The 24,495-nt window shown below is 35.6% G+C and carries 21 protein-coding genes; 7 read left to right on the top strand and 14 right to left on the bottom strand.

Annotated elements, in window-relative coordinates:
• Window positions 1-41: 41 nt before the first annotated feature.
• From LBU54_RS01225 to purN, 3 genes are read right to left on the bottom strand one after another with little or no spacing between them, the layout of a single operon-like run.
• Complete coding sequence (locus LBU54_RS01225; protein ID WP_224524361.1) at window positions 42-1,511, bottom strand: flavin-containing monooxygenase; 1,470 nt, start codon at window positions 1,509-1,511, stop codon at window positions 42-44.
• Window positions 1,498-2,139, bottom strand: a complete 642-nt coding sequence (locus LBU54_RS01220; protein WP_224524358.1) for a ribonuclease H1 domain-containing protein — start codon at window positions 2,137-2,139, stop codon at window positions 1,498-1,500. Before LBU54_RS01220 ends, LBU54_RS01225 begins: the two co-directional genes overlap by 14 nt.
• The gene (gene purN, locus LBU54_RS01215; protein ID WP_224524355.1) at window positions 2,132-2,698 is read right to left on the bottom strand and encodes a phosphoribosylglycinamide formyltransferase; all 567 of its coding nucleotides are present in this window, start codon (window positions 2,696-2,698) and stop codon (window positions 2,132-2,134) included. Before purN ends, LBU54_RS01220 begins: the two co-directional genes overlap by 8 nt.
• 182 nt (window positions 2,699-2,880) lie before the next feature.
• On the opposite strand from purN, the gene LBU54_RS01210 reads away from it, so the two are divergent.
• From LBU54_RS01210 to pyk, 5 genes are all read left to right on the top strand, one after another.
• Complete coding sequence (locus LBU54_RS01210; RefSeq protein WP_008269813.1) at window positions 2,881-3,114, top strand: acyl carrier protein; 234 nt, start codon at window positions 2,881-2,883, stop codon at window positions 3,112-3,114.
• Between the two features lie 8 nt (window positions 3,115-3,122).
• Window positions 3,123-4,373, top strand: coding sequence for a beta-ketoacyl-ACP synthase II (fabF, locus tag LBU54_RS01205; protein WP_224524354.1), 1,251 nt, complete (start codon window positions 3,123-3,125; stop codon window positions 4,371-4,373).
• Window positions 4,374-4,380: 7 nt separating this feature from the next.
• Window positions 4,381-5,121: a ribonuclease III gene (gene rnc / locus LBU54_RS01200; protein WP_224524350.1), complete on the top strand. Its 741-nt coding sequence runs from the start codon at window positions 4,381-4,383 to the stop codon at window positions 5,119-5,121.
• A 123-nt stretch (window positions 5,122-5,244) separates the two neighbouring features.
• The gene (locus LBU54_RS01195; protein WP_224524344.1) at window positions 5,245-5,724 is read left to right on the top strand and encodes an IPExxxVDY family protein; all 480 of its coding nucleotides are present in this window, start codon (window positions 5,245-5,247) and stop codon (window positions 5,722-5,724) included.
• Between the two features lie 4 nt (window positions 5,725-5,728).
• The gene (pyk, locus tag LBU54_RS01190; protein WP_224524340.1) at window positions 5,729-7,168 is read left to right on the top strand and encodes a pyruvate kinase; all 1,440 of its coding nucleotides are present in this window, start codon (window positions 5,729-5,731) and stop codon (window positions 7,166-7,168) included.
• A gap of 1 nt (window position 7,169) precedes the next feature.
• On the opposite strand, the gene dinB is transcribed toward pyk, so the two are convergent.
• Window positions 7,170-8,282 carry a DNA polymerase IV gene (dinB, locus tag LBU54_RS01185; RefSeq protein ID WP_224524337.1) on the bottom strand — a complete coding sequence of 371 codons (1,113 nt, stop codon included), beginning with the start codon at window positions 8,280-8,282 and terminating at the stop codon, window positions 7,170-7,172.
• A 21-nt stretch (window positions 8,283-8,303) separates the two neighbouring features.
• Here dinB and LBU54_RS01180 point away from each other — a divergent pair, with 21 nt between their 5' ends.
• Window positions 8,304-8,777: a CYTH domain-containing protein gene (locus LBU54_RS01180; protein WP_224524326.1), complete on the top strand. Its 474-nt coding sequence runs from the start codon at window positions 8,304-8,306 to the stop codon at window positions 8,775-8,777.
• 100 nt (window positions 8,778-8,877) lie between these two features.
• On the opposite strand, the gene LBU54_RS01175 is transcribed toward LBU54_RS01180, so the two are convergent.
• The 4 genes from LBU54_RS01175 to LBU54_RS01160 all read right to left on the bottom strand — a co-directional run bounded on the left by LBU54_RS01175 (window position 8,878) and on the right by LBU54_RS01160 (window position 18,462).
• Window positions 8,878-10,791 carry an OmpA family protein gene (locus tag LBU54_RS01175; protein ID WP_224524324.1) on the bottom strand — a complete coding sequence of 638 codons (1,914 nt, stop codon included), beginning with the start codon at window positions 10,789-10,791 and terminating at the stop codon, window positions 8,878-8,880.
• Between the two features lie 19 nt (window positions 10,792-10,810).
• On the bottom strand, window positions 10,811-11,722 hold the full coding sequence (locus tag LBU54_RS01170) for a PorP/SprF family type IX secretion system membrane protein (protein WP_224524323.1): 912 nt from the start codon (window positions 11,720-11,722) through the stop codon (window positions 10,811-10,813).
• A 26-nt stretch (window positions 11,723-11,748) separates the two neighbouring features.
• On the bottom strand, window positions 11,749-17,289 hold the full coding sequence (locus tag LBU54_RS01165) for a T9SS type B sorting domain-containing protein (protein ID WP_224524321.1): 5,541 nt from the start codon (window positions 17,287-17,289) through the stop codon (window positions 11,749-11,751).
• Between the two features lie 222 nt (window positions 17,290-17,511).
• The gene (locus tag LBU54_RS01160; RefSeq protein ID WP_224524319.1) at window positions 17,512-18,462 is read right to left on the bottom strand and encodes an endonuclease/exonuclease/phosphatase family protein; all 951 of its coding nucleotides are present in this window, start codon (window positions 18,460-18,462) and stop codon (window positions 17,512-17,514) included.
• A gap of 71 nt (window positions 18,463-18,533) precedes the next feature.
• Here LBU54_RS01160 and hflX point away from each other — a divergent pair, with 71 nt between their 5' ends.
• Complete coding sequence (gene hflX / locus LBU54_RS01155; protein ID WP_224524317.1) at window positions 18,534-19,739, top strand: GTPase HflX; 1,206 nt, start codon at window positions 18,534-18,536, stop codon at window positions 19,737-19,739.
• Window positions 19,740-19,784: 45 nt separating this feature from the next.
• Here hflX and LBU54_RS01150 read toward each other — a convergent pair whose 3' ends face one another.
• The 6 genes from LBU54_RS01150 to LBU54_RS01125 form a co-directional block, all read right to left on the bottom strand.
• Complete coding sequence (locus tag LBU54_RS01150; RefSeq protein ID WP_224524315.1) at window positions 19,785-20,714, bottom strand: DUF3078 domain-containing protein; 930 nt, start codon at window positions 20,712-20,714, stop codon at window positions 19,785-19,787.
• Window positions 20,715-20,842: 128 nt separating this feature from the next.
• Window positions 20,843-21,349, bottom strand: coding sequence for a DUF2480 family protein (locus LBU54_RS01145; protein ID WP_224524314.1), 507 nt, complete (start codon window positions 21,347-21,349; stop codon window positions 20,843-20,845).
• A 4-nt stretch (window positions 21,350-21,353) separates the two neighbouring features.
• Window positions 21,354-22,787, bottom strand: a complete 1,434-nt coding sequence (locus LBU54_RS01140) for a hydroxymethylglutaryl-CoA synthase family protein (protein ID WP_224524312.1) — start codon at window positions 22,785-22,787, stop codon at window positions 21,354-21,356.
• A 7-nt stretch (window positions 22,788-22,794) separates the two neighbouring features.
• Window positions 22,795-23,121, bottom strand: a complete 327-nt coding sequence (locus LBU54_RS01135; protein WP_224524310.1) for a DUF59 domain-containing protein — start codon at window positions 23,119-23,121, stop codon at window positions 22,795-22,797.
• Window position 23,122: 1 nt separating this feature from the next.
• Complete coding sequence (locus LBU54_RS01130) at window positions 23,123-23,545, bottom strand: SufE family protein (protein WP_224524308.1); 423 nt, start codon at window positions 23,543-23,545, stop codon at window positions 23,123-23,125.
• A gap of 33 nt (window positions 23,546-23,578) precedes the next feature.
• Window positions 23,579-24,394: an META domain-containing protein gene (locus LBU54_RS01125; RefSeq protein WP_224524305.1), complete on the bottom strand. Its 816-nt coding sequence runs from the start codon at window positions 24,392-24,394 to the stop codon at window positions 23,579-23,581.
• Window positions 24,395-24,495: the final 101 nt, after the last annotated feature.

Here is a 24,495-nt window from a genome sequence, read left to right as displayed (position 1 = left end):
ATAAATTCCTATTAAAACAGATATAATCTATTAGTTCAATCTCATTTGAATACCGCGATACCATCGTTGATTTTATCAATTCTTAGCATCTTGTAATCTAGAATATAATTTTGATAAACCCGCCATGGCACTTTGTTTCCTTGATTTGGGAGTATATTTTTTGCCCTATGGATATAGCCTGAATTTAAGTTTAGCAATGGTATTGGTTTGATAGTTGAATCTTTTAACATAGGACAAATAGTATTTAAGCCCTTTTTATTCATATAACCTAAAACACGGGCTATATATTCACTAGTTAGATCACTTTTTAATGTCCATGAAGCATTTGTGTAACCGACAAACAAAAACAGGTTTGGTAAACTGCTAAGCATACATCCTTTATAAACATACAATTGGGATAAATCAATAGTTTGATTATCTACAAGAATCTTTACACCTCCCAATGGAAGTATTTTTAACCCTGTAGCACTAATAATAATATCTGCTTCAAGATTTTTGCCTGATTCTAGTGCAACGCCCTTATTATAAAAATGAGATATTTTTTCTGTTTCAACCGAAGCCTTTCCAGATCTGATTGCTTTAAAAAGGTCACCATCTGGTGCCAAACAAAACCGTTGTTCCCAAGGATTGTAATTCGGCGTAAAATGTGGATTAACAGGATAATCACCAAGCTCTGTTTGTGCTTTTTTAATGATGTACTTTTTCATGGTGTTTGGCCATTTTCTACAAGCATTAAAAAAAGCAATATCCAATAAAATGTTCTTTGTTCTTATAACTTTATGAGCTAGTTTTTTTGGGAGTAGGAATTTTAAGAATCTAGCAACTTTGTCTTTGTTTGGCAACGCACCAACATACGTTGGTGATCTTTGCAGCAATGTAACATGTCCTACTTTTTGTGCTATTTCTGGCACTATGGTTACGGCAGTAGCTCCGCTACCAATAACAACAACTTGTTTATTAGATAAGATTAAGTCTTTTGGCCATTTTTGAGGATGAATAAATATACCTTGGAAGTCATCGAGCCCCTTAAATTCTGGAGTGTAACCTTCATCGTAATTGTAGTAACCGCTACAATTAAACAAGAATTTACAATTGATTGTGGATTCTTTTTTGGTATTGGTATTTAATGCTCTGACGGACCACTGATTATTTGAAGTGTTGAAACTATATGAAATTGCTTTCTGGTTATATGAAATGTTGTCTTTGACCTTGTATTCTTCAGTTGCCTCTTGCAGGTACTTTAAGATTGAAGGTGCGTCCGCGAATGATTTTGGTTTATCCCATGTTTTAAAGGAATATCCAAATGTATACATGTCAGAATCAGAACGTATACCAGGGTACTTAAACAAGTCCCATGTACCGCCAAGATTGGATCTAGACTCTAAAATGTGATATGTTCTACCAGGACTTTTTCTTTTTAGATGGCAGGCTGCTCCAATACCAGATAAACCAGCACCAATAATTAAAACATCATAATAACTACCTGTTTCCATAGATTTATTTCCTTCCAAAATCTGCAGGAATTTCCCCCCAAGCTTTAGTTTCCCATTTAACTATTGTAGTTGAGTAATTATTTTCCATAAGCCACTTTAATGCCCTATTTACCAAATCAAATAACGGTTTGTTTTTTTCGGTTCTTTTAAGTTTGGTGTTACAATTTTTTTTCTTCACCCAACTTATAGCAGTAATTGAATCAGTATAGATTATTTTATTGCTAGCTTTTTGTTTTAATAAGGCTAAACCATGTACTATTGCCAAAAACTCACCAATGTTGTTGGTTCCTTCCTCAAAGGGCCCTTGAATGAAGATCTGTTTTTTTGTTCGTGTATCAACGCCTCGATATTCCAATTTACCGGGATTTCCGCTAACAGCAGCATCTACACAAATTGAATTTAGGTTAGGTTGCCCTATCTTTTTGAGTTGTTCTTTAGTCAGTTCACTTTTAAACTTCTTGGATTTTCCAATAAAATCCTTTGGACCTGCTTTGTAAGCAGTTTTTGCTGCTTCAAAAGATGCAAATGATTTGTATTGAGATCCTTTAAAATCTTTGATCTGCGCCTTACAATCATCCCAAGATTCAAATACACCTGTATTATGGCCTTTCCATACAGTATAGTATTTCTTTTTGGTTTTAGTCATTTAGTATGTCGTTTACTACTTTCGGAAAATACTTCATTTCTAAATCGTGGATTTTTGAAGCTACATCTTGGGGCGTATCAGATGCTAAGATTTCACACTTTTCTTGAAATATAATTGCACCTTCATCATAGTTTTCATTAACATAATGAATTGTAATGCCAGATTCCTTCTCGCCATTGGCCACTACTGCTTCATGAACATGCATGCCATACATTCCCTTTCCACCGTATTTAGGAAGCAATGCTGGATGAATATTTATCACCTTATTCGGAAAATGATTAAGTATAAATTTCGGGAACTTCCATAAGAACCCAGCTAAAACTATAAGATCGGGTTTTTGAATTTTTAGAATATTTAGGATATCCTCAGATTTTGAAAATGCCACCCTATTAAAGGATAACGCACTAATATTCAATTTTTTACAACGATCCAGAACTTTGGCATGAGGATTGTTAGTCAAAACTTGAATAACAGAAACATTATCGTTGTTGTGAAAAAACTTTATTAAATTTTCAGCATTAGAGCCACTACCGGACGCAAAAATTACTACACGTTTCATAAACTTACTGTCAATGTGCTATTATTCAAAAACAAAAAAAAGAATAATAATTAACAATTAGACGCAATTATTAAATAGATGTATGAATTTATGGCTAAGGCATACATTTTATCAGTAAAAAGGATTTTTAAAAGAAAGTTTTTTATTTTTGCGGTCTAATTAAAACTTAAAATTAAAAGATTATGTCAGACATTGCATCAAGAGTAAAAGCGATTATCGTAGACAAATTAGGTGTTGATGAAAACGAGGTTGTAACTGAAGCTAGCTTCACTAATGATTTAGGAGCAGATTCATTGGACACTGTTGAATTAATAATGGAATTCGAAAAAGAATTTGATATTCAAATCCCAGATGATCAAGCTGAAAATATTGCAACAGTTGGTCAAGCTATTTCTTATATAGAAGAAGCAAAATAAATTACTTTATGGAACTGAAGCGAGTAGTAGTTACCGGTTTAGGAGCACTTACACCGATTGGCAATACCAAGGATGAATATTGGGAAGGTCTAGTCAGTGGTAAAAGTGGTGCTGCGCCAATTACGTATTTCGATGCGGAAAAATTCAAAACTCAATTCGCTTGTGAAGTAAAGAACTTTGAAGTTAACGACTTTATTGATAGAAAGTTAGCAAGGAAAATGGACAGGTTTTCACAGTATGCAATGGTAGCTTCTGATGAGGCAATTGCAGACTCAAAACTTGATCTAGATGCGCTAAACAAATATAGAGTAGGTGTAATTTGGGGAGCCGGAATAGGCGGTTTACAAACATTTCAAGATGAGGTGTTAAACTATGCTGCTGGAGACGGAAGTCCTCGTTTTAACCCTTTCTTCATACCCAAGATGATTGCTGATATAGCACCAGGTAATATCTCCATCAAGTATGGATTTATGGGGCCAAATTACACTACTGTATCTGCATGTGCCTCATCTGCTAATTCCATGATCGATGCATTAAATACTATTAGACTAGGGCATTGTGACGTTATTATTACAGGAGGAAGTGAAGCTGCCGTTACTATTGCTGGTATGGGTGGGTTTAATGCTATGCATGCAATGAGTACTAGAAATGATAGCCCAGAAACAGCTTCTAGACCTTTCGATGCAAATCGAGACGGTTTTGTACTAGGTGAAGGTGCTGGCGCAATTATATTAGAAGAATACGAACATGCGAAAGCCAGAGGCGCTAAAATATATGCTGAGGTTGTTGGTGGCGGATTGTCTTCTGATGCCTACCATATGACTGCACCACATCCTGATGGTATTGGTGTTGTTGCGGTAATGAAGAATTGTTTAGAAAATGCAGGTTTAAATCCTGAGGACGTAGATCATATTAACACACACGGTACATCAACTCCTCTGGGAGATGTGGCCGAATTAAAGGCTATATCTGAAGTATTTGGAGACCATGCAAAAAGCATAAATATTAATTCTACTAAATCAATGACAGGACACTTGTTGGGTGCAGCTGGAGCTATTGAGGCAATTGCTTCTATTTTGGCCTTAGAGCATGGTATAATTCCTCCAACAATTAACCATGAGACTGTCGATGAAAATATTGATCCAGAATTAAATCTAACACTCAATAAAGCTCAAAAGCGCGATATTAAAGTAGCAATGAGTAATACATTTGGATTTGGTGGCCATAACGCTTGTGTATTATTTAAAAAATTAGATTAAATCTTGAATGAGTTTCATTCGTAACATATTAAATTCCCGTACTGATTCAGACGGGAATTTTTTTTTGAAACTTAAAGATATACTTGGTTTTAAACCCAAATCAAAATCGTTATACATCAAGGCTTTTACCCATCGTTCAATGAATATGAAGGATAAAAAGGGTAATGCAATTAATTATGAAAGACTAGAGTTTGTTGGTGATGCTATGTTGAGTTCCGTAATAGCGGCCTACCTTTATGAGCAAGTTCCGCATGGTGATGAAGGTTATTTAACCAAAATGCGATCTAAAGTTGTAAGTCGACAACACTTAAATGAACTAGGTAAAGATTTAAACCTCATTGATTTAGTACAAAGCAGAATTCCAAAGTCTAATTTTGGAAATAATATTCACGGTAATCTTTTTGAAGCTCTTGTTGGAGCTATTTATCTAGACAAAGGCTATAAGTTCTGTGAGCGCTTTATTTACAAGCGTGTAATTTATCCTTATGTAGATATTGAAACCTTAGAGGGTAAAGTGATCAGTTATAAAAGTCTATTAATTGAATGGTGTCAAAAAGAAAAAAATACTTTTGATTACGAGGTTTACGAAGACACGGGAAAGGATGAGCTAAAACATTTCTCAGTGCGCTTAAGTATAAACAAAAAGGTTGTTTCAAAAGCAAGGGCAACCTCTAAGAAAAAAGCTGAAGAAAAAGCCTCAAAACGAGCGTTTTTTGCCTTTCAGAAACAAATGACTAAGCTTATTTAATCCGTTAAAAACCAAAACTATCTACTATAACGTTTTCGTTATTGTTAAGGGTTAAGATTAGCACAAAGTTCACTTATGTAACCTTTTAAAAGTATATCTTTACAGTATTAAACTTGTAATTATATGGCTTTGCATAAACTTCAGGTAGATGATTTTTATGATGACAGTTATAAGCTCATTGCCCTACATTGCAATTTAGAAGATTATAGACTTGCCTATTTACTCAATAAAACTTTAGGATTGCAGTTAAGCAGAAAAACAGAAGATTTAGATTTTAAATATCTCGAATCTTCTTATAGCCTATTTGAGTGGAAAAACCATTCTGAATATGTGACATGGAATCTGGTTTCCAACATTTGTAAAAGGGAAGAAAATAGTTTAGCAAGTACAGGAACCTTATTTCAAAATAACCAAAAAGTTATAAGAACCTTCAATTTAATTTCAGAATACAAAACCGTAAACTTCTTTATTAAAATATCAGAGGAAATTCAAAACATAAACGAAAAAGTAATTTTAAATACGTTACAAAGCATACCTCAGATAATAACAAGTTACAGTGTAAATCCATTAAAATTAAAATCAAAGAACCATTTAATTTTTTGAATTGATGCCAAACAAAAAAACAAAAATAGTTGCAACCTTGGGGCCAGCAACCAGCTCAAAAGAAATACTTAAACAAATGCTTGATGAAGGAGCGAATGTTTTCAGAATAAACTTTTCGCACGCGGATTATGATACAGTAAAGGAACGGATAGATATTATTAGAGAACTTAATGATGAATTTGGTTATAATGCCGCCATTTTAGCAGATTTACAAGGACCAAAATTAAGAGTTGGTGTGATGAAGGGAGAAGTTATTGTAAATGAAGGTGATGAAATAGTTTTTGCTACTGGCGAACGGTTTGAAGGCACAAAGGAAAGAGTGTACATGACTTATGATAACTTTCCGCAAGATGCAAAACCAGGTGAAAAAATACTGTTAGATGATGGTAAACTAATCTTCGAGGTAGTTTCTACAGACGGCAAAACAGAAGTAAAAGCAAAAGTTATCCAAGGAGGTCCATTGAAATCAAAGAAAGGTGTGAATCTTCCAAATACTAGTATTTCTCAACCAGCATTGACGGAAAAAGATATTGATGATGCACTTTTCGCAATTAGTCAAAAAGTTGATTGGATAGCACTTTCATTTGTAAGACATGCAGAGGATCTTATGCAACTAGAAGAACTTATTAAGGAAAACAGTGATTATAAAATTCCAATAATAGCTAAGATTGAAAAGCCTGAAGCTGTAGAGAATATAGATAAAATAGTAGCGTACTGTGATGGGTTAATGGTAGCTCGTGGAGATTTAGGGGTCGAGATTCCTGCAGAGGAAGTGCCTCTAATTCAGAAAAAATTGGTGTTACGCGCTAAACGAGCGAGAATTCCGGTAATTATCGCAACACAGATGATGGAAACGATGATTACCAGTTTAACACCTACAAGAGCAGAAGTTAATGACGTTGCCAATTCTGTAATGGATGGAGCAGATGCAGTTATGCTTTCGGGTGAAACTTCTGTTGGGCAGTATCCTGTGCAGGTTATTCGTCAAATGTCTAATATTATTAGAAGTGTTGAAGATTCGCATTTAATAGAAGTGCCGCAATCACCACCACACATTCGCACAAAACGCTATATAACAAAAGCAATTTGTTATCATGCTGCAAATATGGCAAATGAAATAAATGCCAAGGCCATTTCAACTCTTACAAACAGTGGCTATACTGCATTTCAAATTTCCGCATGGCGACCTAAAGCGCACATCCTAGTATTTACATCTAACAAACGTATTTTAACACAGCTAAATTTACTTTGGGGCGTTAAGGCATTTTATTATGATAGGTTTGTAAGTACCGACGAAACAATTGAGGACGTTAATGCTATTGCTTGTAAAAAAGGTTATTTAGAGGTCGGAGACATGCTTATAAGCTTAGCTGCAATGCCAATACAGGAAAAAGGTATGGTAAACACTCTAAGGGTTACTGAAATAGAAAGCTGTAGTTTTTAGCTTAGAAGTCAAATTTTAGTTGTACGCTAACGGATTTCTTATTGTCAACTTTTGTTTTAACCGAGGTTTCTTTATTCGTATTTAGATTGGAAAGTGAGATTCCCAATAGCCTAACCGAGTTTTTTAATTCATCTTGATAAAGAAGTTCTTTTGCGTTTTCTAGGATAATAGCTTTGTTATTAATATAAAATGGTAACGTTTTACTTCTGGTTTGCAATGTAAAATCACTATACTTAATTTTTAAAGTGATTGTTTTTCCAGAAACATCTGAATTATTTAAACGTCGAGAAACTTCATCTGCAATGTGGTCAAGCTTTTCTAGCATAAAAATTTCAGAAGATAAATTTTCGCTAAAGGTACGTTCTGCCGCCAATGATTTACGTATTCGGTTTGGTTTTACCTCACTGTTCTGTATTCCTCTAACTATATAGTAGTAGTGCTTTCCTGATTTACCGAAGTGTTCTTCGAGATACTCGAAACTTTTAGATTTTAGGTCCTTCCCAGTAAATATTCCCTTTTGGTACATTTTTTCTGCCGTTACCTTGCCAATACCATAAAATTTCCGAATATCTAAATCTTCCAAGAATTGAAGTACATCTTCCGGATTAACTGTTTTTTGTCCATTGGGCTTATTATAATCACTTGCTATTTTAGCTACAAACTTGTTTATAGAAATGCCCGCAGAAGCGGTTAGGCCAACTTCGCTAAAAATACGCTGTCTAATCTTTTGAGCAATTAGGGTTGCACTTGGCAGTCCTATTTTGTTTTGAGTAACATCCAAGTATGCTTCATCAAGAGATAAAGGTTCAACAAGATCTGTGTAGTCCAAAAAAATTTTTCTAATCTGATTGGAAATTTCTTTATAACGCTCAAATCGAGGTTTTACAAATATTAAATCTTGGCAAAGCTTTTCTGCTAATCTACCGGACATGGCGCTTTTAACACCAAATTTACGCGCTTCATAACTTGCGGCACTAATAACTCCTCTTGCACCACCACCGCCAACAGCTAACGGTTTACCTTTAAGATCAGGATTATCCATTTGCTCAACGGAGGCATAAAATGCATCCATATCTACATGAATGATCTTTCTTATTGGTAAATCAGTATCCATACTGTAAATTTACGTAATACCATGATAGAAATAGAGCGTAAATACCTAATTACATCGTCTAAGTTTAAGGAAGAAGCTGTTAAGCATTATGCTATTAAGCAAGGCTTTTTAAACTCAGACCCTTTAAGAACAGTTAGGGTAAGACTAGTTAATGATAAGGGTATAATAACTGTAAAAGGATTGTCTTCTGATGATGGATTGGCGAGATTTGAATGGGAGAAAGAAATAAGTGCTGTAGAGGCAGAATCCCTTATACAATTATGTGAAGAAGGAATTATTGATAAAGTAAGGTATGAAGTTAAGGTTGGAAGTCATATCATTGAGGTTGATGAATTTTTTGGTGATAATGAAGGATTAATTATTGCAGAAATTGAATTGAATTCAGTTGATGACAAATTTGAAAAACCAATTTGGTTAGGAAAAGAAGTGACAGGAGATATCAAATACTATAACTCACAGCTAAGCAAAAACCCTTATAAAGCCTGGAAATTATGAGAGCCATAATTTGTGTTCCTAAATAATTGTTTCTCTATTCAGATAAAAAAAGCTCTGAAAACTATTTCAGAGCTTTTTTTAGCACATTTATTTTAGCTCTTTATTCTTGCTGTGGTCCTCCACTTATGATAATAAATTCTGACCTTCTATTTTCTTGGTGTTGCTCTTCGGTACAATTGCCACCGCAATTAACCTTAAGCTCAGATTCTCCTTTTCCTTCTGCAGAAATTCTAGCTTCGTCAATACCTTTTGAAATAACATATTGAACAGTTGACTTAGCTCTTCGCTCTGATAAAAGGTTGTTGTAAGATGCAGTTCCACGCACATCGGTGTGGGATGTAGCTTTAACAACCAGCTCAGGATATTTATTCATTATTTGAACTAACTTATCCAATTCAAAAGCTGCCTGTGCCGTAATATTAGATTTGTCAAAGTCAAAGTAAATAGGTTGCAATTCAATTTTATCTTCAACAATTAATTTCTCAATAGGGTCAAGTGAAATTTGAACGGCTAATTCTTCCTCGCTTGTACCACTAACGCTAACTTTTTTACTGTCATAATCTTCCATGGCGACTTCTAATTCAACATTTTCCTCACATTCAATTATAAATTCTGCGATACCGTCAGCATTGGTTGATTTAGTTGCTACTTTATTTCCTTCTGCATCAACAAGGCCAACAGAAGCACCCTCAATTGGCTCACGTGTTTTGTCATCTAACACAGTTGCTAGTACGAGCACATCACATAACGGTTGTAATTTTTTGAATGCATAAACGTCATCACTACCTTTTCCACCATCTCTGTTTGAAGACACAAAACCTTCTTCGGCTTCTTCATCTATTGTGAAGGCAAAATCGTCACCATTGCTATTAATAGGAATACCAACATTTCTTATTGGAGCCATTTTACCATCAATTTCCTTAGTGTAGAAAACATCCATACCTCCAAGTCCTAAATGACCGTTAGAAGAAAAATAAAGTGTGCCGTTACTGCTAATATATGGGAACATTTCTTGGCCTTCCGTATTTACTTTTTGACCAAGGTTTTGAGGTTCACCCAACGTTCCATCTTCTTTAATTGGTGCTTTGTAAATATCGAAATTACCATAGCCTCCTGGCATATCTGAAGCAAAGTACATGGTTTTTCCATCTGTACTCACAGAAGGGTTTTTAACCGAATAGTTTTCGCTATTAATTGAGAGACTCTCTACAGTATCCCAATCTGAACCGAGTTTTGTCGCCTTAAATAAATACAACTGACTGTATCTAACTTTAGAAATAGAGTCTTTTTCAAAGTCTTTTTCAAAATAACTTTCTCTTGAGAAATACATGGTTTCTCCATCAGGAGAAAAAGACACTAAGCCCTCATGATACCTCGTATTAATTTTGTCATTCATTAAAGTTGCGGCCTGATAGGAACCATCAGAATTTTTAGAAAGCGAAAAGATATCTAAAAAGGGTTCTTGGTTCCAACCATAAGTTTTACGATTGTCGTTTCTACTTGAAGCAATGTACAATTTACCATTGTTTACAGTGCCTCCAAAGTCAGATTGTTCTGAATTAAAGTCAGCATTTTGAACATTAAACTTTTTACCCTGTTCTAATATTTTAGGCAAATAGTTTGGGTTTTTTCTAAATGCAGTAGCTCTATCATCAGAGGGGCGCATAGAGGCAAATTTTTCCATTTGCTTGTTAGATTCATCATATTTTCCATTCGCCTTTAGCATTTCTGAATACTTATAAATCATTTCAGGGTCACTAGTAGACTCTAATGCCTTAGCATACCATTTCTCGGCCTCGACCGTATTAAAAATATTATAGTAACACTCTGCTAATTGACCATAAACATAGGCATCAGCTTTACCTTTTTCTATAAGTTTGCTATAGCTTTCGGAGGCCTTTACAAATTCGAATCTGGCAAATTGTTTATCGGCTTTTTTAGTGTCATTATTCTGAGCAGTTAAGCATAAACTACTCATCAACGTAATAAATAATAGTGTTTTTAAGTTTTTCATTTTTGTTTAGCTTAACTGATTAGAAATATCTTGGTGAACGTGAAACTTTCTTCGGGAAATTCAGATCAAAAAGAAGCATAACTTCATGGGATGCTGGCGCAAAGGCATTAATCTCTGATGAAACAGCATCATAGGCATACCCAATTCTTACTGCTGGTGAAATGGCAAAATTTACCAACCCAGAGAAAGAATCGTCTAGTCTATAGGAGGCTCCAATTTCAAACTTTTTAAAAAATCTAGCATTTAGGTTTACATCAAATGATGTTGGTGCATCAAATGCAGACTTTAGCATAAATGAAGGTTTCAACTCAGTATTTGGAGATAAATCAAACACATAGCCACCTGTTAAAAAGTAGTGTTGTGTCTCAGATCCAATTTTATTTCCATTAGCATCTAAATGTACAGAAGATAGAAAGTTCGGTACAGATAATGACAGGTAATATTTATTTGTATAGTAAAAGAAACCCGCACCAAAGTTTGGCGTAGTTTCATTAATACCAATACCAAAGAAAGGGTCTTCTGCGTCAATAACAGACACGTTACCACTTGTTAAATTAATATCGTGGAAGGTAGCACCTGCTTTAACCCCAAAAGCTAAACGATGATCACCACCAAGATTTAGGGTGTAAGATACATCAACATAAGTATTGGTCTCCTTAACTGGACCAATCTGGTCTGCAATTACAGATAGCCCCATACCAACGTTGCTTCCTACTGGCAAATGCCCAAAGAACGTTCCTGTTTCTGGCCCTCCGTCTATTGCTGTCCATTGATTTCTGTATAATAATCCAAAGGACAAATTCTCTCGAGAACCTGCATAGGCTGGATTAATAATATTCATATTATACATGTACTGAGTGTACTGTGGGTCTTGTTGCCCGTACATTTGAAATGCTAAGAGCAGAACCGCTATAATAGTGAGTTTTTTCATTATAATAAGTTGATTCAATTAATTGATTATCTATTTATGTAAATCCATCCGGATTTTGACTTTGTTCCTCCTTCATAAACCATGGTGTAGAAGTAAGTTCCAACTGGTAATTCTTCACCGTCATTGGTCTGTCCTTCCCACTCATTAGAGTAGTTAGATTTAGAATATACCAATGTGCCATTTCTGTTGAAGATTTCAAGTCTTGTTACATTAAAGTATCTTAGATCAAATGTGTCGTTTAATCCAACTGATACTCCAGGAGAAATACCTTGAGGAATTGCACAATTTTCAATTTCAGTTACAATAATATTAGTAATTGTATTTGAACATCCAGTGGCGTTAAAAGTAATTCGGGCAGAATAATCACCTCCTTCAAACGCCTCATAAGAAATACCATTTGCGTCAGAAATATCATTTCCGTTTAAGACCCATTGTACGGTTACATCTGCTGTATTAAATCCATCAGGCACAAGTGTTAGTACAACACCAGATTCTGCAGCTGGACATAACAGAAATTCATTAGTATCAGTATCGTAATAGAATACGTCAGTAAATATAGATCCTAGAGGTACTACATTTACAACCAAATTGAACGATGTTGTTTCATAGCAGCCTGTTCCCGCATCTTCTGCTCTTACAAAAATTGTAGCATCACCACTTGAATAAGGGCTTGCAATTGCTCCAGTTCCTGTTTCAGCATCTTCTTGAGTAGTATGGTAAGTAACCGTGACGTTTGTATCAGTCGTAATCTCAGCATCTATAGAAGTTAGATCAAAATCTGTAATACCGTCAACATTACCATCCAAATCGTCACAAACTATAAAGTCTGCAGGCTGGTTGATGTCAGGTCTTGGATTTACAACTAATTCTACTTCTGATAATTGTCTACAGCCCAAGAAACCGTTGTTAAATGCATCTGTATCTTCAATTCTTATCACAAGTGTTTCACCTGAGGAATCATAAGGAGAAGCTACCGCATTAATAGCCTGGTTTGCATCTGCAGTATTGGTATAATAAGTAACAGTAAAATCATCTCCATAACCTAACGATGCCGTTAATGCATCTAGATCAAAGGCTTCAGTGCCATCACTTTCAGGGCCGTCACAGACTGTAATATTCTGTGGATCTAATGTGCCAGGATCGTTGTAAAGATTTACGACCACAAATTGAGAAAATGCATCTGCACCGCATTGCTCATCGAATGCCTGTACTTGATATAAATCAGATTCTGTAACCACTAAAGTATCTGATGTTTCTCCATCCATAACAAAACCATTCTTATACCAAACGTAGCTATCTGCAAAAGGAGAATCTGCGATGATAGTTACTGAATCAAATCCACAGACTGAAGCTTCAACTGGCGTACTAGGGTCAGAATCTGCGTCTACAAAAACAACTTCGTTACTTATGATCTCAGCAGAAATTTCTGCTTCGATTGTACCGTCATCCGTAGTTCCTGAGTTAGTTTGCTCAATTGAAATTACACCAGAACCATTCGAGAAGTTGGTTACTAATAACACATAAATTTCACCTTCTTGTGCATTATCTATTGTTAGATTTTCAATTGGCGCGGCTGAATAACTACAGTCAATAATATTGCCAAAAGGATAGAATCCAGTATCTGGGTTATTAGAGAATGGGCAAGTAGGACAATCTACAAGTTCAATTTCATCACAGCCTTGTTCCAGTGAGGTAAAAGGGCCCCAAATAGCAAAGTCAACATCTAATCCTGGTTCGCCTCCATCTTGTATGCCATTGTTGTTATTATCTTGCCATTGAACAATCTCTATTTCAATTAAACCTGGTTCACCAATTTGGATGATATTCCAAGATGGATTAGGAACCGTACCTAAACAAGCAACTTGTGTAGGGTCAGGAAGTCCAATAATATTTGATCCAACTAAGGCTTCACCAACAGAACAGAAGTTTTCTGCATTTTCACAGATTACATTTGTTGGCGCTTCTCTAATACATAGATCAAAAGTTGATGTTTCAGGCACGCTACCCGCACTAAATACTCTAATGTAATAGGTGTTACCAATAACTAAAGAAGGAGTTATACTTGAAGAAGCAGTAGAACAATATAATTCTGTTAAACTTCCACAAGCCCCTTCATAAACAGCGTGATCTAAATTGGTGGTACCCCCTTGAATGTTGTTTAGGGAAATAAACTGAATCTCATCTAATGCTGTAAATTCAAACCAAACATCATCATTTGGATCTCCTGCACAAGTACCAGCATCTACTCCAGATGGTGTCGCTGCTAATATAGTTCCTGGAGTCACCTCATTACATAAATCGGTTTCATTTACAACCGCTACTGTTGCCGCCTCACATTCGTCATTATCTGGCGGGCAGGCTAATACTGTGAAGTTGTCACTGCTAATAACACAATTATTATCTTGTTCGTTCATCACAAAAACTTTTACCGTATTACCAAACGGGAAAGGACCAGCCTGGAATGTTCCTAGCGCGGTAGCTTGTACTGTTGATGCATCAAAATTATTTGATATCTCTAATGAGGTCGCATCACCTAAACTAGTTACCTCAACATCAATGAAGAATTGATCATTATCACAATCTGGAACAGTTGTAAAGCTAGCTTCAGGAAGTGTACATGTTAATTCTATAATATTGACTGTAAAATCTAAAGTTACACCCCAAGAACCATTATAACATGGATTTGGTGTGGCTTGGCCAGTATCTGCCGTACCTATTCGCATCCTGTGTTCACCTAGAGGTGCGGTAGCTGGCATCACAAATGATGCATCCAAGGTAGTTGGATTAGCATTTGTAGATTCACCTGAGAATACCAACTCTGACGCATCAAAAACTAAATCGTCGTTAAAGTCAATCCAAATGTTTGTATCATAGGTAAAACTTGTAGCGAAGGTAACTTCAACTGTAGTGTCAACCCCTTGGAATACATTTACTACTGGTGAGGTCTGATTTTCATAAGTTACATCTCCTAAACTTGGAAAGTCTACAATACCAATCGTTACATTGGTTACACCTTGACCATCGTTACTAGTTGGTACAGACTCACAATAGCCAGTAAAGAACTGTCCTGGACCAGACCACGAACTTAAATTACTTGGGTCACACTCAGCCTGTACATACCAATCGTATAACGTGTCAGATAATAAACCTGTAATAGTAAATGGATTTGTCACTCCAGTTACAACAGTACCGGAACCTTGCGTAAAACCAGCCGGTCCATATTCAATATTCCATACCGTTGAGGTTCCTGCTTCTGTCCATGCAACTTCAGTAGATGTAAGTGATAAATTTGTAGAGGTTAAATCAGTCGGTTCTGGACAAGTTGGAATATTTCTAACTTGAAAATTATCTACAAAAACATCTACGTCTTCAGGGTCGTTAACCGTGCCTTCAGAACCACGGATACCAAATTGAACGATTTGTCCACTATAAGCCGTTAAGTCTACTACTGGATGAATACCAGGAATTGGGACAACTGATGTGTTATCGTAAAGTAATAATTCTATCCAAGTTGCACCACCATCATTAGTCATTAATAATTGAACAGTATCATCAGATCCTAGCGTTCCTGCAACGGTACTACTGTTCCAATTGGTAATTGCAAAGTCAAATTCAACCTGAAAAGGACCACCTGTTAAATCAAATTGTGGCGATAAAATCCAATCACTTTTTCCTGTTGAGAAAAGATTAATTTTATATGCGCCATCACCAGTACCTATGTTTAAGAACTCATCTGCAACCCAAGAACCAGCACCTAAGTCGGTGGGGCCTGTTGTGGCATCTCCGTTGCTCGCTTCATCCCAACAATCAGGAATTATTGTAGTAAAGTTTTCTAGATAGTCAGGAACAAATATGTCACACAATGTTGTAAATGTAACTGGACCTGTCCAAGAGCTTAAATCGCCACCACAATCAGACTGTACATAAACGTCATAAGATGTTATTGCACTTAAACCAGTCGCTATATATGGATTGGTAACGTTGGTAGCAGTTGGCGTACCAGTCGGTGTATCGCCTGCTGGAACAATTTCTATATTCCAAATTGTAGAAGTACCCGCTTCTGTCCATGATATTTCAGCACCATCTGGTGTTGGGTTTGAAGCAACTAAATCAGTTGGCTCAGGACAAGAGGGGATGTTTCTAACTTGAAAGTTATCTACAAAAACATCTACATCTTCAGGATCGTTTACTGTACCTTCAGTAGCGTAAATTGCAAACTGAACGGTTTCACCACTATTTGCTGTTAAGTCAACTACTGGATGTATACCTGGAATTGGAACTACAGAAGAATTATCGTAAGTTAATAAGGTTGTCCATGTAGCGCCATTATCGTTGGACATTAAAAAGATAATTTGGTCGTCCGAACCTAAAGTGCCTGCTACAGTACTACTGTTCCAGTTTGTTATTGCAAAATCAAATTCAACTTGGAAAGGACCTCCAGTTAAATCAAATTGAGGTGATAGTATCCAATCGCTTTTACCAGTTGAGAAAAGATTAATTTTATATGCGCCATCACCAGTACCAATATTTAAAAACTCATCTGGAACCCAAGAACCACCACCTAAGTCTGTTGGACCAGTACTAGGATCGCCATTATCAGCCTCATCCCAACAATCAGGAATAATAGTTGCAAAATCTTCTATATAATCTGGAATAAAAATATCGCATAATGTTGTAAAGGTTGCTGGACCAACCCATGGGCTTTGGTCACCACCACAATCCGACTGTACGTATACATCATAACTTGTTATAGCACTCAAACCCATAGCCGTATAAGGATTGGATACACCTGAGACAGTTGGTGTACCAGTGGGAGTATCACCGGCTAATACAATTTCAATATTCCAAGATGTTGAGGAGCCGTTTTCTGTCCAATCAATTTGAGCTTCACTAGATGTAATACCAGATATCACTATTGCTGATGGTTCAGGGCAAGTTGGTTCGAAAATATTAATAGAATCAAAAGCTACACCTTCATCATTTACAGAGCCATCAGAACCAAACGCGAAACGAAGTAATACACTGGACTCTCCTCCAAGACTTGACATATTATTTCGCGCAGTTACCCAACCACCGGAACCACTTGTTCCTCTTCCTGTCCATCCAATTTGTTGGCCACCAGGACTACCAGAAATAGTTGTATCATTAAACCAATTATTTGGATCGCCAACATTGCCTACATTTACCCAAGTTGTTCCGCCGTCTATGGATGATTGCAACACTAATCCGTCCCAACTAAACTCGGAATTCCACCAAATGGAAAACTCAATAACTGGACTTGATAAGGCGGAGAAGTCAAAAACTGGACTTTGAACATTACTGTCTTCGTTGTTATTATAATTACCTGCTAAGTTGGTAACCCATGCGTTAGCACCTGAATCAGCGCTGTTTATTATTGAACCTGTGGGAGCTCCGAGAGCCCAAGTTCCGTTACCTGAATTATCGGCAACCCAGCCTCCATCACCAGATTCAAAATCTTCAGTGTAAGGAAAGCTTGTAATTTGAGCTTGCACAAACGACACGCACAAAAATGAAAGCGAAATAAAAAATAATGTACTTTTTTTCATTATTATTTGGTTTGTTAGAAATTATTTAACCCTTTGTAACACACTGATTACAAAGGAGTTGTTTTTTATTAATAAATGAAGGGGCTAGAGTGAATAAAATTTCGGCTGTTTACCGAAATTTTGTTATCCATTCGAAATATATAAAAATTGGTTATTAACACTATGTTAACAGTGTTATAATAGATGAAGTACATTTATAATCGACAAAAGGGGATTGTCGTTTTAACGTGATTTTAAACTAATATAAACCGGAAAATGATCACTATAACCGCCCTTATATTTTTTACCAACATATGTCCTAAAAGGATGTCCTTTAAATTTGCCATGGTACTGTGTCAGTGACTTAACATCGAACACATCTGCTTCCTCAAATGAAAGTTCAGAGTTATTTGTGTCAAAAAAATTTACCGAGATTAAGATTTGATCGAATAAATTCCATTGCCAGTTGTGATTCAGGCTACCAATATCTTTTGACCAGACCGTTTTAAAGGGATTAAAAAGACTGCTTTGTTCCTCAATAAGCGCTAAGCTTTTATCATTTGGATTATCATTAAAATCTCCCATAACAATTATCTTGGAATTTGGATTTTTCTCTTTAATGAGTTTTACAATCCAGTTTACCTTTTCTGCTGCTGCCAATCGTTTATGTTCAGTCTCTTTTTCGCCTTCCCGTCGAGAAGACCAATGATTAACAATAATTGATACTTCGGTATTTTGAAGTTTGCCTTGTACTAATAGAATGTCTCTTGTAAAATCGCGAAGCCCTTCTTCTGTTTCTAGATATATCGAATAGGTTTCAGAGTGTTCTACCTCAAAAAGATTACTCTTGTATAAAAGCGCTACATCGATACCACGTTCATCAGACGAATCATAATGAATAAAATGGTATTTTTCATTTATAAGGTGTTCACTATTAACTAGATCTGAAAGTACAAGTTTATTTTCTACTTCTGCTAATCCGACAATTATAGGTGCTTCAGTGTGCGTATCAGGACCAATACTAGAAATTACAGAGCCAATTTTTCTAAGCTTGTTATAATAGCGTTTTTTTGTCCAGCGTTTTCGTGACGTTGGCAGAAAATCATCATCATCACTTTTAGGATCATCTACGGTATCAAATAGATTTTCAATATTGTAAAACGCAATCGTATGATTATGACCTTTATCACTCATATTGCTAAATATATGATTTTAAAACATTAATCGAAACAGCGTAATTGTTTAACTTTGTACTTTATTTTTATATGATTGAGAAAAAGGACATTGCATTAGAAAAAGTAGTTCTTGTTGGTATAATTACTCAAGATCAGGACGAGGAAAAATCTAAAGAATATCTTGATGAACTCGAGTTTTTAACTTACACAGCAGGTGGAGATGTTGTCAAACGCTTTACCCAAAAGATGACTATGCCCAATCCAAAGACGTTTATTGGAACTGGAAAAATGAATGAGGTAATGCAGTACGTAAAGGAAAACGAGGTAGGGACAGTTATTTTTGATGATGAATTATCACCGGCTCAAGAACGAAATATTAGTAAAATTCTTAATTGTAAAATCCTAGATAGAACAAATTTAATTCTAGACATTTTTGCACAACGCGCTCAAACAAGTTACGCTAGAACTCAAGTAGAATTAGCCCAATGCGAATATTTGCTCCCGAGACTGAAAGGAATGTGGACGCACCTTGAAAGACAAAAAGGAGGCATTGGAATGCGAGGACCAGGAGAGACCGAAATAGAAACCGATAGACGTATTGTTAGAGATAAGATAGCGCTTCTTAAAGCTAAGATTAAAACTATAGATAAACAAATGGCCGTGCAACGAGGCAATCGTGGTAAAATGGTTCGTGTTGCCTTAGTTGGTTATACAAACGTTGGTAAATCTACCTTAATGAATGTTATTAGCAAGAGCGATGTATTTGCAGAAAATAAGTTGTTCGCAACGTTAGACACAACTGTAAGGAAAGTTGTAATTGGCAATTTGCCGTTTTTGGTAAGTGATACTGTGGGGTTTATAAGAAAGTTACCAACGCAATTGGTGGAATCTTTTAAGTCTACTTTAGATGAGGTACGAGAAGCAGATTTATTACTGCATGTTGTAGATATTTCGCATTCCAATTTTGAAGAGCATATAGAGTCTGTTAATCAAATTTTGGATGAAATTGAAAGTAAAGACAAACCTACAATTATGGTATTTAATAAGATAGATGCTTACAAACCAGAACCTGTTGAGGAAGGAGAGCTACTTCTTACTAAAGCTAATTACACCATAGAGGATTGGAAGAAAACCTGGATGGCTAAACTTGGTGATAATGCCTTGTTTATTTCTGCGCTAAACAAAGAAAATCTTGAGGAGTTTAGAAAACGTGTTTATAAAGAGGTGAGAGAAATTCACATTACGCGTTTTCCTTATAACCACTTCTTGTATCCAGACATAGAAGAGATTGAATAAAAAAAGAGCCATTACGGCTCCTTTTTTATTCAGTTTAGATTAATGTTAGAAATTGTAGCTTATGCCAATTGTGTAATACGATTGGAGATCATTATCTACATTATCAAAGGTAACATCTGTATTTCCTAAAGTGTTAACTTGATAGTTTAAGGCTTCTTGCTTATTACTTCTTAGGCCAAAATCAAATCCAACACCAAAGTTTTTCCATAAGGTATAGCTGAAAGAGTTGATCCACGTCCAATTAGAAAGGTCACCGTCTTCATAACTTTGAAATGTAGAAAAGTTTGATTTAAAGTTTATCTTACCAATTTGTCTAGTATAGTCTGCAACTATTTTTGCACCTAAAGATGAGTTGAAAATGGTGTTATCATCAGCAAAAACAAAGTTGTAATTTAAAGGGTGTATTACTACGACCAAGTTTGTAATTGGCGTCCAAGTGGCACCAACACCCAGATCTAAATAACCTGGATCGTTAAAATTATTCAGGATGGTAGTTCTGTATTCCATTAATCCAGATACGGCCCATGTTTTACTTAATTTTCTACCGTACAGAGACGAGATATTAAAGACGTCTGTTGTAGGTTCAAAATCGCCACTATCCGTATCAATATCCTTATTATCCAATTTTACCCAGTTTAGGTTGGTATTTAAGGAGTTTCTCCAGAAAAATTTATCTTCCAGTAAATTAGCAAAGGCATTTACCGTAAAACCAATATTACCGGATGAATTGTTAGGCGCACCTTGTGCATACCAGTTGCTAAAGTTTGACAAACTACCGCCAATTGTACCAAATGCTCCAATACGCCAACCTGGAAGAGCATCAATTTGAGCTTGTAATGCATCTGCCTCAGCTTGATATTTGTCTGCTTCAGCTTGTTTCTCAGCTTTTTGTGTTTCTAATTCTTCTTTGGTCTGAGAGAAACCAAAAGAAATAACCATTAAAAATATGGCTGATAAGATTAATTTTTTGTTCATAATTAATAAATGTTAAGAAAGTTACAGTAACTCGCGCAAATATAAGAGAAAATAGAATTCCTCAATAAAAAGCACTCTTTATGAGTGTTAGACCAATAATTTATTAAAAGGTCACAACTTTTTTTGAATTACTTTTTTTTATAGAGAGGAACAGAAGAACATGCCTCACCAAACATTATAGATTTTGCTACTGGTTGAAGTTTTTCGGTAAGCATTACCAGGGCGTTTGATGGAACGGGCTTATTTGAACATCCCTTTATGATTACTGGCATATCCCTGAAAGTCTTAAGATCAATATCCGAAATTATTGAAGCATACAATATAGATTCAAGCTGTTCTAAAGAACCAATCACAACTCTTTTTGCGTGATCTATTAATTTAATGGTAATGAGCATATAAGCCCAATCTGGTATTATGGCGTCTGTAGAGCAATATAGTGCAACGTAACAGTCTTTATATTGGGACCAGTCATGTGCCTCTACATAGGACCGAAACTCTTTTTCCCGTAATACTAATTCTTCGAATAACCAGTCTTTAACATCGAATAATACGCGCTTACCTTCAGGGTAATAATCCTCAAGGTCAATGACTTTAAGTTTGCTGTTGGCAACTCTATTAGTGATTTCTTCAGACATAATATTAATCTTTCTTATAGCGACGTAAACCGTAATCTGTTGCTTCAGTCTCCATATGGGATAATCTAATTGTATTGCCAAGAACTGGCTTACTCAGACTTGAATTATGCAGCTTTTCATAAATGTCAACATCAATGGACGTTCTTTGATCCAAATATTCGAACAGGTTTAGGTGTTTTATCTTATCTGACCAGTTTGGCTGTAATACGCCCTCAAAAACTTTAGATTTGGAACCACTTCCATAGCTAATGAAGCCAATGGTTTGACCTGAAATTTCCTTCGAATTTTTATAACTGTAGGACAAAAAACTTAATAATGCCATGAAAATTGAGGCTGTATACATATTACCAATTTCAGAAGATGCTAGCTCTCCAGCTTGAATAGTGTTTTGTATATATTCTTTGTAGAGCGAAGACTTATATGCTTTTTTCAGCCATTCCTTTTCGTTCGCAAGGCTTTGTTTGCCAATCTCATCTTCTAAAAGCGTAAACGTTCCAGATTTTTTAATCCACTCAAGCCAATTATCAAAAATGATACGTCTACCGTGATACGCATAGGGCAAATGGAATATAATTTGATTCCAAGTAGTAAAGTCAGTTTCTTTCTGGGTATTGAAATTGTTTAAAGCTTCAGCAATACGGTCTTTGTAGCACGCATTTGAAAATTGTCCATCAAAAACAGGTTCCTCCTTAAAGACTTCAACAATTTCGTTAGTATCACTCCAAAATTCAGATGTCGTAGATGTTAAAAACGAGTTGATTTGCTCTTCAGATAGCTTGAGATTTAAATGCGTTATTATCGATTTGAGTAAATCGGCTTTTTTATGGACACGTCTTGGTTTAAAAAAATCGCCTTCGCTTTTTGATGCAACACCCCAAACATCTTTTATTTCTAATAATGATGGATTACTTGTAATTAAAATTGCAACTGCTCCAGCACCTTGAGTGTATTCTCCAGTAGAATTGATGCTATATTTAGAGAGATCAGAAGCAATTACCACTGCCTTTCTACTGGGATTTTGCTTCACCCAGTCCAAACAATTGTGCATCGCATCTACAGCGCCAACACAAGCAAATGTCATATCTAAAATATCACAGTGCTTAAAACTTCTGGCTCCATAAATAGATGAAAGTTCTTTTTCTACAACCTCTACAGCATAAGTGGCTGTTGGTTTTGAACCATCAACAGCACTTTCTGTTCCAAGGTATACGCGTCCAATAGTACTAGGATCAATATTATTTTGGTTAATTAAATCTAAAAGTGCATTGGCCGCGAAAGTAGCTGCATCCTCACCAAAATCGGGAATTGCCATTTTATTAAGTCCTAAACCGCGTTTTAATTTTTCAGCTTCAATTCCTCTTGCATTAGCCAAATTGTCCATAGAGACATAGAGCTTTGGAACGTAAAATGCTATTGCTTCTATTCCTGTTTTAACCATCTATTATTTATAACATTCCCAATTCTAACTTTGCTTCTTCACTCATTAAATCTTGAGACCAAGGCGGATCAAAAGTAATTTCAACTTCAGCATCTTTAACCTCATTAATTGACTTAATCTTTTCTTCTACCTCTAATGGAAGTGTTTCGGCTACAGGACAATTAGGGGTTGTTAATGTCATGAGTATTTTAACGTCATAGTCTTCGTTTACAAACACATCGTAAATAAGACCTAATTCGTAAATGTCTACAGGAATTTCGGGATCGTAAATTGTTTTAAGAACTCTTACAATTTTTTCGCCTAATACATTTGTATCTATTGTTGATTCGCCCATATTATTTCAATTGTGTTTGGTATGCAATCGCATACATTTTTAGTTGTTTAATCATACTAACAAGACCATTAGCTCGTGTTGGAGACAAGTGTTCTTTTAAGCCAATTTTATCAATAAAATCAGTATCTGCCTTTATGATGTCATTTGGGTGTTGCCCAGAAAACGCACGTATCAATATAGCAATAATACCCTTGGTGATAATGGCATCACTATCGGCCGTGAAATTTACCTTATCGTCTTTCATATCGGCATGTACCCATACTTTACTTTGGCACCCTTTAATGATATGGTCGTCCGTTTTGTATTGTTCGTCAATTAAAGGCAGTGTTTTACCAAGGTCAATCATATATTGGTAACGCTCTTCCCAATCGTCAAACATAGAGAATTCGTCAATAATTTCATTTTGTACTTCTGCGATAGTCATCCTATTTTTCTTTGTCGCAAAATTACAAAAACCCTACTTTTTGGTTGCATTTTCTTTTATCGATAACACTTTATTAACTAATGCTTTAATTTCATCGGGTGGGTAACCATGATCAAAACCAGGGGTTGTAAATTCTGCTTTATTCTTTAGAATTGTCAATGTGGCAATAGGCGCACCGTCAAATAAGCGTTTATCTGTTGGTGCTTTTAATTTATTCAAAGAGTTCAGGTCAATTTGATTGAGTAATTCATGCAGCTCGTTTTGCGCTTTTTCCGCACAGTTATAATCACTAAACGATTTCAAGTCTTTGTCAGTTGACAAACTAACTTTTGTACCCGAAATCTTGATGTATTCAAAAGACCCTCTAGAAATTGTTTTGTAGATAACAATAGGTTTTAAAACTGTCATTTTCTCCATAGTATCCTTTTCCTCATCAATTTTCACTGCCTTAAGCAGGACATTGTTGTCTGCAGATAAGGAGAGTGCATTATCAGTCAAAGCCAATTCTTTTGTTTGATTTAATGCCGTTAGAAAGTGACGTTCTGTTGTGCTTATTTCTTTACCACAAAACTTTTTGGAAGATGCAATATTGCCAAAAGTAATTTTACTTTCATCTAAAGCAAAGGAACCAAAAAAACTGTTACAGCCCCCAAATCCCTTAACTTCATTGGTTTTAGAGAATGAAATCTTTAAGGTTTTTGATTCTATTACCTTAGTTCCCAAATACGTTACTATATAATTGCCATAAAGAGAATTTTGGTCTGTGCGTTTTGATTCCATTGGGTTTTTTTCTGAGTTGCACGAATCAGCCAATAGGACGACACTAAAAAGCGAAAGCAAAAATTTCATGTGTTAATATTTTAAGTTAAATATATTGCTTTTTTTTATGCTAAATCTGTGCCAAAAAAAAGGCACCTTTTAGATGCCTTTTTTGTCCTAATGATTATAAT

The organism is Winogradskyella alexanderae, assembly GCF_020166335.1.
In the GTDB taxonomy this organism is placed as follows: Bacteria; Bacteroidota; Bacteroidia; order Flavobacteriales; family Flavobacteriaceae; genus Winogradskyella; species Winogradskyella alexanderae.
This window is presented reverse-complemented; position numbering and strand designations above follow the sequence as displayed.

Coding starts and splice junctions, on each gene's coding strand:
- pyk (WP_224524340.1), top strand. CDS start 5,729: ATGCCAAACAAAAAAACAAAAATAGTTGCAACCTTGGGGCCAGCAACC.
- LBU54_RS01220 (WP_224524358.1), bottom strand. CDS start 2,139: ATGACTAAAACCAAAAAGAAATACTATACTGTATGGAAAGGCCATAAT.
- hflX (WP_224524317.1), top strand. CDS start 18,534: ATGATTGAGAAAAAGGACATTGCATTAGAAAAAGTAGTTCTTGTTGGT.
- fabF (WP_224524354.1), top strand. CDS start 3,123: ATGGAACTGAAGCGAGTAGTAGTTACCGGTTTAGGAGCACTTACACCG.
- LBU54_RS01195 (WP_224524344.1), top strand. CDS start 5,245: ATGGCTTTGCATAAACTTCAGGTAGATGATTTTTATGATGACAGTTAT.
- LBU54_RS01210 (WP_008269813.1), top strand. CDS start 2,881: ATGTCAGACATTGCATCAAGAGTAAAAGCGATTATCGTAGACAAATTA.
- LBU54_RS01135 (WP_224524310.1), bottom strand. CDS start 23,121: ATGGGCGAATCAACAATAGATACAAATGTATTAGGCGAAAAAATTGTA.
- LBU54_RS01140 (WP_224524312.1), bottom strand. CDS start 22,787: ATGGTTAAAACAGGAATAGAAGCAATAGCATTTTACGTTCCAAAGCTC.
- rnc (WP_224524350.1), top strand. CDS start 4,381: ATGAGTTTCATTCGTAACATATTAAATTCCCGTACTGATTCAGACGGG.
- LBU54_RS01145 (WP_224524314.1), bottom strand. CDS start 21,349: ATGTCTGAAGAAATCACTAATAGAGTTGCCAACAGCAAACTTAAAGTC.
- LBU54_RS01170 (WP_224524323.1), bottom strand. CDS start 11,722: ATGAAAAAACTCACTATTATAGCGGTTCTGCTCTTAGCATTTCAAATG.
- LBU54_RS01175 (WP_224524324.1), bottom strand. CDS start 10,791: ATGAAAAACTTAAAAACACTATTATTTATTACGTTGATGAGTAGTTTA.
- LBU54_RS01150 (WP_224524315.1), bottom strand. CDS start 20,714: ATGAACAAAAAATTAATCTTATCAGCCATATTTTTAATGGTTATTTCT.
- dinB (WP_224524337.1), bottom strand. CDS start 8,282: ATGGATACTGATTTACCAATAAGAAAGATCATTCATGTAGATATGGAT.
- LBU54_RS01160 (WP_224524319.1), bottom strand. CDS start 18,462: ATGAGTGATAAAGGTCATAATCATACGATTGCGTTTTACAATATTGAA.
- purN (WP_224524355.1), bottom strand. CDS start 2,698: ATGAAACGTGTAGTAATTTTTGCGTCCGGTAGTGGCTCTAATGCTGAA.
- LBU54_RS01165 (WP_224524321.1), bottom strand. CDS start 17,289: ATGAAAAAAAGTACATTATTTTTTATTTCGCTTTCATTTTTGTGCGTG.
- LBU54_RS01125 (WP_224524305.1), bottom strand. CDS start 24,394: ATGAAATTTTTGCTTTCGCTTTTTAGTGTCGTCCTATTGGCTGATTCG.
- LBU54_RS01130 (WP_224524308.1), bottom strand. CDS start 23,545: ATGACTATCGCAGAAGTACAAAATGAAATTATTGACGAATTCTCTATG.
- LBU54_RS01180 (WP_224524326.1), top strand. CDS start 8,304: ATGATAGAAATAGAGCGTAAATACCTAATTACATCGTCTAAGTTTAAG.